This window comes from Mycobacterium talmoniae, from assembly GCF_001854525.1.
GTDB lineage: Bacteria > Actinomycetota > Actinomycetes > Mycobacteriales > Mycobacteriaceae > Mycobacterium > Mycobacterium talmoniae.
This window is the reverse complement of the sequence record NZ_MLQM01000215.1, coordinates 1-7,917: the sequence shown is the minus strand read 5'-3', so window position 1 is coordinate 7,917 and position 7,917 is coordinate 1. Positions and strand designations below refer to the sequence as shown.

General features: G+C 69.0%; 5 protein-coding genes and 1 pseudogene. 1 reads left to right on the top strand and 5 read right to left on the bottom strand.

Annotation, left to right across the window (positions count from 1 at the left end):
* On the top strand, positions 1-635 hold a 635-nt coding region (locus BKN37_RS24465), incomplete at its 5' end, for a DsbA family protein (RefSeq protein ID WP_108772721.1).
* A gap of 87 nt (positions 636-722) precedes the next feature.
* Here BKN37_RS24465 and BKN37_RS24460 read toward each other — a convergent pair.
* The 5 genes and pseudogenes from BKN37_RS24460 to secD form a co-directional block, all read right to left on the bottom strand.
* Positions 723-2,993 (bottom strand): annotated as a pseudogene (locus tag BKN37_RS24460) (RelA/SpoT family protein); the annotation flags it as partial.
* A 138-nt stretch (positions 2,994-3,131) separates the two neighbouring features.
* Positions 3,132-3,698: an adenine phosphoribosyltransferase gene (locus tag BKN37_RS24455; protein WP_423212836.1), complete on the bottom strand. Its 567-nt coding sequence runs from the start codon at positions 3,696-3,698 to the stop codon at positions 3,132-3,134.
* Entirely contained in the window at positions 3,653-5,242 is a 1,590-nt protein-coding gene (locus tag BKN37_RS24450; RefSeq protein WP_083342021.1) for an ABC transporter substrate-binding protein, read from the bottom strand. Before BKN37_RS24450 ends, BKN37_RS24455 begins: the two co-directional genes overlap by 46 nt.
* A gap of 70 nt (positions 5,243-5,312) precedes the next feature.
* Positions 5,313-6,611, bottom strand: coding sequence for a protein translocase subunit SecF (gene secF, locus BKN37_RS24445; RefSeq protein ID WP_071029528.1), 1,299 nt, complete (start codon positions 6,609-6,611; stop codon positions 5,313-5,315).
* A 4-nt stretch (positions 6,612-6,615) separates the two neighbouring features.
* A partial coding sequence (gene secD / locus BKN37_RS24440) for a protein translocase subunit SecD (RefSeq protein WP_071029534.1) occupies positions 6,616-7,917 on the bottom strand: 1,302 nt, incomplete at its 5' end.

Genomic DNA, 7,917 nt, shown 5'->3' with positions numbered 1-7,917 from the left:
CCGGATACCTGGTGCTGCGAAATGCCGGACACTCCGGCGCTCATCGCGCCGAATCCGGCACCCGCGGCCAGGCGGTGCGGGTCGCGTCGAGCACGCTGATCACCCAGCCGGGCAGCGACGAGCCCAAGGCCGTCGTATCGCTGTACGAGGACTTCCTGTGCCCCGCGTGCGGCAATTTCGAGCGGACCTTCGGCCCGACCGTGTCCCGGCTGATCGCCGCGGGCGCCGTCGCCGCCGACTACTACCCGGTCGCCATCTTGGACGGGCCCGCAACCGACCACTATTCGTCGCGCGCCGGGGCGGCGGCCTACTGCGTCGCCGACCAATCCACCGACGCGTTCCGACGTTTCCACGACACGCTGTTCACCCCGCAGGTGCAGCCGGAGGAAATCGGCGGGGTCTACCCGGACAACGCGCGGTTGATCGAGTTCGCGCAACAGGCCGGCGCCGGAGGCGATGTCGCGGCGTGCATCAACGGCGACAAATACCTCGACAGGGTCAAGGGCATGGCAAAGTCCAGCGGCATCCGCGCCACCCCGACCGTCCGGATCAACGGCGAGGAGTACAACTTCTCCACACCGGACGACCTGGTCGGCAAGATCAAGGAGATCGTCGGCGACGTACCGGGGCTGTGACGGCTCGGCGACTCCCCCGCGAGCGTGCGCAATCCCGGCCGCACGCCCGGCGTGTCGGCCGGGGACACGCACGCTCGCGGAAAACCGTTACGCCGCGGACGTGATGCGGTAGACGTCGTAGACGCCCTCGACGTTGCGCACCACATTCAAAAGATGGCCCAGATGCTTGGGGTCGCCCATCTCGAAGGTGAACCGGCTGATCGCCACCCGGTCCCCCGACGTGGTCACCGACGCCGACAAGATGTTGACCTTCTCATCGGCCAACGCGTGGGTGATATCCGACAGCAGCCGGTGCCGGTCCAGCGCCTCCACCTGGATGGCCACCAAAAACACCGACGACGCCGACGGCGCCCACAGCACCTCGATGATCCGCTCGGACTGCTGCTGCAGCGACGCCGCATTGGTGCAGTCGGTGCGGTGCACGGACACCCCGCCGCCGCGGGTGACGAAACCCATGATCGCGTCGCCGGGTACCGGGGTGCAGCACTTGGCCAGCTTGGTCAGCACCCCGGGCGCCCCGGGCACCGCCACCCCGGTGTCGTCGGTGCTGCGCTGCCGGCGCGGCATGGTCAGCGGCGTGGACCGCTCGGCCAGGTCCTCCTCGGCCTGATCCACCCCGCCGAGCTGGTCCACCAGCCGCTGCACCACGTGGCGGGCCGACACGTGGTTCTCCCCCACCGCGGTGTAGAGCGCCGACACGTCGGCGTAGTGCAGCTCCCGGGCCAGCGCGGCCATCGCCTCGCCGTTCACCAAGCGCTGCAACGGAAGCCCGATGCGGCGCACCTCGCGGGCGATGCCGTCCTTACCGGATTCCAGCGCCTCCTCGCGGCGCTCCTTGGCGAACCACTGCCGGATCTTGGTCTTGGCCCGCGGCGACACCACAAAGCCCTGCCAGTCCCGCGACGGCCCGGCGTTTTGGGCTTTGGAGGTGAAAACCTCGACGACTTCCCCGTTTTCCAGTTTGCGTTCCAACGCGACCAGCCGGCCGTTGACCCGGGCGCCGATGCAGCGGTGCCCGACCTCGGTGTGCACGGCGTAAGCGAAATCCACCGGGGTGGACCCGGTGGGCAGCGTGATCACATCCCCCTTCGGGGTGAACACGAAAATCTCCTGCACGGCAAGGTCGTAGCGCAGCGACTCCAGGAACTCGCCGGGGTCGGCGGCCTCCCGCTGCCAGTCCAGCAGCTGGCGCATCCAGGCCATGTCGTCGATCTCGGCGGCGGCGTGCGGGTGCGGAACCCCGTTGCGGCCCTTGGCTTCCTTGTATCGCCAGTGCGCGGCGATGCCGTATTCGGCGGTGCGGTGCATGTCCCGGGTGCGGATCTGGATCTCCAGCGGCTTGCCCTCGGGCCCGACGACGGTGGTGTGCAACGACTGGTACACCCCGTAGCGCGGCTGGGCGATGTAGTCCTTGAACCGGCCGGCCATCGGCTGCCACAGCGAATGCACCACACCCACCGCGGCGTAACAGTCCCGGATCTCGTCGCACAGGATGCGCACACCGACCAGGTCGTGGATGTCGTCGAAGTCGCGGCCCTTGACGATCATCTTCTGGTAGATCGACCAGTAGTGCTTGGGGCGGCCCTCCACTGTCGCGTTGATCTTCGACGCGCCCAGCGTGGCGATGATCTGGGCGCGCACCTTGGCCAGGTAGGTGTCCCGCGACGGCGCCCGGTCGGCGACCAGCCGCACGATCTCCTCGTACTTCTTGGGGTGCAGGATCGCGAACGACAGATCCTCCAGCTCCCATTTGACGGTGGCCATCCCCAGCCGGTGCGCCAGCGGCGCAATGACTTCCAGCGTTTCGCGGGCCTTGCGGGCCTGCTTTTCCGGCGGCAGGAAACGCATGGTGCGCATATTGTGCAGCCGGTCGGCGACCTTGATCACCAGCACCCGCGGGTCGCGGGCCATCGCGATGATCATCTTGCGGATCGTTTCGCCCTCGGCGGCGCTGCCCAGCACCACCTTGTCCAGCTTGGTCACCCCGTCGACCAGGTGGCCGACCTCCTCACCGAAATCGGCGGACAGCTGGTCCAGCGGATAGCCGGTGTCCTCGACCGTGTCGTGCAGCAGCGCGGCCACCAACGTGGTGGTGTCCATGCCCAGCTCGGCCAGGATGTTGGCCACCGCCAACGGGTGGGTGATGTAGGGGTCCCCGGAATGCCGCATCTGGCTGGCGTGCCGCTGCTCGGCGACCTCGTAGGCCCGCTGCAGCAGCGACAGGTCGGCCTTGGGGTAGATCTGCCGGTGCACCGCGACCAGCGGTTCCAGCACCGGGTTCAAGGTGCCGCGCTGCGAGGTCATCCGGCGGGCCAGCCGCGCCCGCACCCGGCGGGACGCGCTGGAGGACACCTTGAGCACATCGGTGCGCTCGGTGGACGCGTCGGACGGCAGCACGTCGGCGACCGGCATCGGCTGGGTGGGCTGCTGCACCGCTGGGCCCGTGCTGCGGTTGTCGTCTGCCACGCTCGTCACCTCCGCCCCCGAGGATATCGCTCAACAACACCGCAAGCTGTGGACCGGCAGCGGAGCCACCGCGTCGCGCCCGCCCAGCCCGGCCAACTCCAGCACCACCGCGGCCGCGGTCACCGTCGCGCCGGCGTGCTCAAGCAGCCGTTTGGCCGCCGCCAGGGTCCCCCCGGTGGCCAGCACGTCGTCGACCAGGACCACCCGCCGGCCGGCCACCGCGATGCCGTCGGCCGGGATTTCGAGGGTGGCGGTGCCGTACTCGAGGCTGTAGGCCTCGCTGCGCACCGGCGGCGGCAGCTTGCCGCCCTTGCGGACCGCCAGCACCCCGGTGCCCAGCCGGGTGGCGACGGCCGCCCCCACCAGAAAACCGCGGGCGTCCAGGCCGGCGACCAGGTCCGCGCCGGCCGCGGCCTCGGCCAGCGCCTCGGCGACCGCGGCCAGCCCGCGCGCGTCGGCGAACAGCGGGGTCAGGTCCTTGAACTGGATGCCGGGCGCCGGGAAGTCGGGCACCTCCCGGGTCAGCGCGGCGACCAGGTCGGAAACCGCGGTCACCGTTCCAGCATCCAGCGGTCCATGTTCCAGCCCGCGCCCCACCGGGTCGGGTTGCTGCCGACCGCGTAGATCTTCTTCGACGTCAGCAGAGTGCGCTGCTGGCGGTACAGCGGCAGGGTCGGCATGTCGGCCCACAGCGGCGGGGCGCTCTCGGCCAGCATCCGCACCATGGCCGCCGGGTCGACGGTGACCGCCAGCGCGCTGATGATGCCGTCGATCTGACCGTTGTTGTACCGGGACAGGTTGTCGCCGTTGCCGGTGTGCAGGGCGTAGGCGTCCATCGCCGACGACCCGGTCGATCCGCTGCCGGTGGCCCCGCCGGTGCCGGCCAGCAGCACGTCGATGTGCCCGTCGAGCAGGGTCTGCGGCCCGGTGGTCGGCGAGGTGACCCCGGACACGGTGATCCCGGCCGGGGCGCAGGCCGTGGCGATGGCGCCGACGGTGGCGGCCAGCCGCGCGTTGGGCTCGCGGTAGCCGATCCGCACCGTCAGCGGTTTGCCGCCCAGCGCGGCGCGGGCGGCGTCGGGGTCGGAGTGGCCGAACGGTTCGGCGTCGGGCACATTTTCGGCCTGGTCGAAGGCGTCGTCGTGGGCGGTGGACAACCGGCTGTTGGCGATCGGTGTCCCGGCGTCGCGGGCGATCACGTCCCGTGGTGTACAAAACGCCAGCGCGCGGCGCGCCGGTGTGGCCGCCAGCGGACCGTCCGGCGCGAAGATCAGCTGCTCGATACCGTTGGACGGTGTCTCGGTGCGCTGGTAGTCGTCCGGGGTGATCAGCGCCCCCGACGACCCGGTGGCCACGTCGACGACGTCGACGGCGCGCTTGTTGACCCGGTCCTGGATGTCGGCGCCCTGCGGCCACACGGTGATCCGTTTGGTGACCGGTTTGGCGCCCCACCAGCGGTCGTTGGCGACCAGCACCACCGCCCCGCCGTCGAGCACCGAGTCGATCTTGTAGGGGCCTGATGACGGGAAGTGTTTGGTGTCGATATCGGGTTTGAGCTGCCAGGTGCTGTTCCACACCTGCGCCACCTTGTCCACCACCGACATGTTGGTGCTTTGCAGCGCATCGGTGACCGCGGTGGTGTTGATGCCCAGTTCCTCGGCGATGACGTGCGCCGGCATCATCGACGTCGCGGTGAACAGCTGCTTGTAGTCGACGAAGTTGCGGTCCTGCGCGAACGACACCCGTGCCTTCTTTTGGCCCGGCGGGCAGTCGATGCTGGCGATATCGGTGTAGCCGGCCTGGTTGGCCGCGTTGAACTGGCCGAACCGCCCGGACTGGGCGGCCCAGGCCAGCACCATGTCGTCGCAGGTGACCGGCTTGCCGTCGGAGTAGACAGCCTTGTCGGCGATCTGGTAGTCCAGCACCAGCGGCGCGCGCCCCACCACCTTGATGGTGCCGAAGTCCTGGTCGGCGATGACCTGCCCGTCGGGCCCGTGGTAGCCGAAACCGGTGAGCGTGCGGGCGAACGCCTGCGATCCCGCCGACGCGGCCCCGGTGACGGTGGTGGTGTTGTAGGTGACCAGCGCGCCGTCCACCGCGTAGTCGATCTGGTCGTTGGCGCTGCCGGCGCATCCCGTCATCGCCGGGCCGGCGATCGCCGCGATCGCGACCGGCAGGGCGAGCGCGCGCCGCCAGCGGGCAGCCACCCGCCTACCGCCGTTCGGTGGACTTGCCGGTCGGACGTCCACTGCGGCGGCCGGTCGGCCGTACCGGCCGTGCCCCCGGTGCCGGCTTGCTCGCCGGCTTGGTCGTCTCCCCCGGTGTGGCCGGCACCGTCGCGGTCGCCTGCTCGGCGTCGTCGGTGCCGTCGGTGTCGGTGTCGGCCTCGGCGGTGTCTGCCTCGGCCTTGCCGGCGCCGCGGTTACGCCGTTTGAGCACCCGGCGGGTGTGGGTGCGCACCAGCTCGGTGCGTTCCCGCAGGCTCACCAGCATCGGGGTGGCGAAGAAGATCGACGAATAGGTGCCCACGATGATGCCGATCAGCTGCACCAGCGCCAGGTCCTTCAGGGTGCCCACCCCGAGCAGCCACACCGCGACCACCATCAGCGCGAGCACCGGCAGCACCGAGATCAGGCTGGTGTTGATCGAGCGCATGAACGTCTGGTTGACCGCCAGGTTGGCCTGCTCGGCGAAGGTGCGCCGGGTGGTGTGCTGGAAGCCGTGGGTGTTTTCCTCGACCTTGTCGAACACGATCACGGTGTCGTAGATGGAGAACCCCAGGATGGTCAGCAGGCCGATGACGGTGGCTGGGGTGACCTCGAAGCCGACCAGCGAGTACACCCCCGCGGTGACGGCCACGTCGAACACCATCGACGCCATCGCCGAAATCGTCATGTAGCGCTCGTAGCGCACGGTGATGTACAGCGAGGCCAGCACCAAGAACACTCCCAGCGCGATCAGCGCCTTCTTGGTGATCTGGGCACCCCAGGTGCCCGACACCGCCGAGTCGCTGATGGCCTGTTTGCTGGGTTTGCCGTCGACGCCCTTGGGCTGGAACTTGTCGAACAGGGCGTCTTTGAGCTTGTTGGTCGGCTCGTTGTCCAGGTGCTTGGAGCGGATCTGCACGGTCGCCGAGGCGCCGTTGCCGACGATGACCACCGACTCGGGGTCGGAGCCGATGACGCTGCGGTAGACGTCTTCGACCTGGCTGGTCTCGGCGTCGCCCTTGGGGAAGGAGACCTTGGTGCCGCCCTTGAAGTCGATGCCGAAGTTGAACCCGAAAATCCCGATGCTGGCGATGGCGATCGCCACCATCGCCCCGCTGACCGCGTACCACAGCCGACGGTGCCCGATCACCTCGAACGCGCCGGTGCCGGTGTACAGCCGCGACAAGAAACTGTGGTGCGGCAGTTCGGGCGCGCCCGCGGCGTCGACGCTGGATTCGGTCAGTTCGGTGGCGCCGGTGCCGACTTCGTCGTCGACGTCCTTGGTGTTGGTTTTAGAGGCCATCTCGCTATCCCCGTCCCGTCGAAAGGGTCGCGGCTCGCCGTTCGCGCGCGACCTGCTGCACCGCCCCGAGTCCGTTGAACGCGGGCTTGGCCAAGGTCGGCGACTTCGATGCCAGGTACACCAGCGGCCAGGTCACCAGGAACACCACCACCAGGTCGAGAATCGTGGTGAGGCCCAGGGTGAATGCGAAGCCCTTCACCTGCCCGATGGCCAGGAAGTACAGCACCGCGGCCGCCAGGAAGGTGACGGCGTTGCCGGACACGATCGTCTTGCGGGCCCGCGCCCAACCGCGCGGCACCGACGACCTAAACGATCGGCCTTCGCGGATCTCGTCTTTGATGCGTTCGAAGAACACCACGAACGAGTCCGCGGTGGTGCCGATACCGATGATCAGACCCGCGATGCCGGCCAGGTCCAGGGTGTAGTTGATATATCTGCCCAACAGCACCAGGATCGCGAAAACCATGGCGCCCGAAGCCACCAACGACAACGCGGTGAGCAACCCCAGCACCCGGTAGTACAGCAGCGAGTACACCAGCACCAACGCCAAACCGATCGCGCCGGCGATCAGGCCGGCTCGCAGCGACGTCAACCCCAGTGTCGCCGACACGGTTTCGGCTTCCGAGGACTCGAACGACAGCGGCAGGGACCCGTATTTCAGGACGCCGGCCAAATCGTGGGCCTGGCCCTGGGTGAAGTCCCCGGTGATGCGGGTCCGGCCGCCGGGGATGGCCTCCTGGATCTGCGGCGCGCTGACCACCTGCGAGTCCAGCGTGAACGCGGTCTGGGTGCCGACGTGGGCCGCGGTGTAGTCCGCCCAGGTGTTGGCCGCGTCTTTCTTGAACCGCAGTTCGACGATGTAGCCCCCGCTTTGCTGGTCCATACCCGAAGTGGCGTCCTGGATTTGGTCACCGCTGATGATCGACGGGCCCAGCAGGTAGGCCACCTTGCGGTCCTTCGAACAGGTCACCAGCGGCAGGTTGGGGTCGTCGTTGCCGGCGAGCACATCCTCTTTTTCTTTGCTGCACTGGGTGGCCATGATGCGCAGCGCCAACGACTGGATGAACTGGTTGTCGCTTTGCCGCAGCTTCTTGGCCATGCCGATACGGGCAGCCAGATCCTGTTTCTCATCGGATGGCCCCTGCGGCCCGGCGTCGGGCCCAGGTGCCGGCGGCGGTGCTTGGCCGGGGCTGGGCGCCGGTGTTTGACCGGGGCCGGGCGCCGGCGCTGGCGGGTTCGGCGACGCGGGCGGTGTTGCACCCGGGGTGGTGGGCGCCGGCGTGGGTGTCGCCGGGTCCCGTGGGTA

What these genes read in the sequence shown, in the direction of transcription:
- secF (WP_071029528.1), bottom strand. Translation starts at nt 6,611, where the DNA reads ATGGCCTCTAAAACCAACACCAAGGACGTCGACGACGAAGTCGGCACC.
- BKN37_RS24450 (WP_083342021.1), bottom strand. Translation starts at nt 5,242, where the DNA reads ATGACGGGATGCGCCGGCAGCGCCAACGACCAGATCGACTACGCGGTG.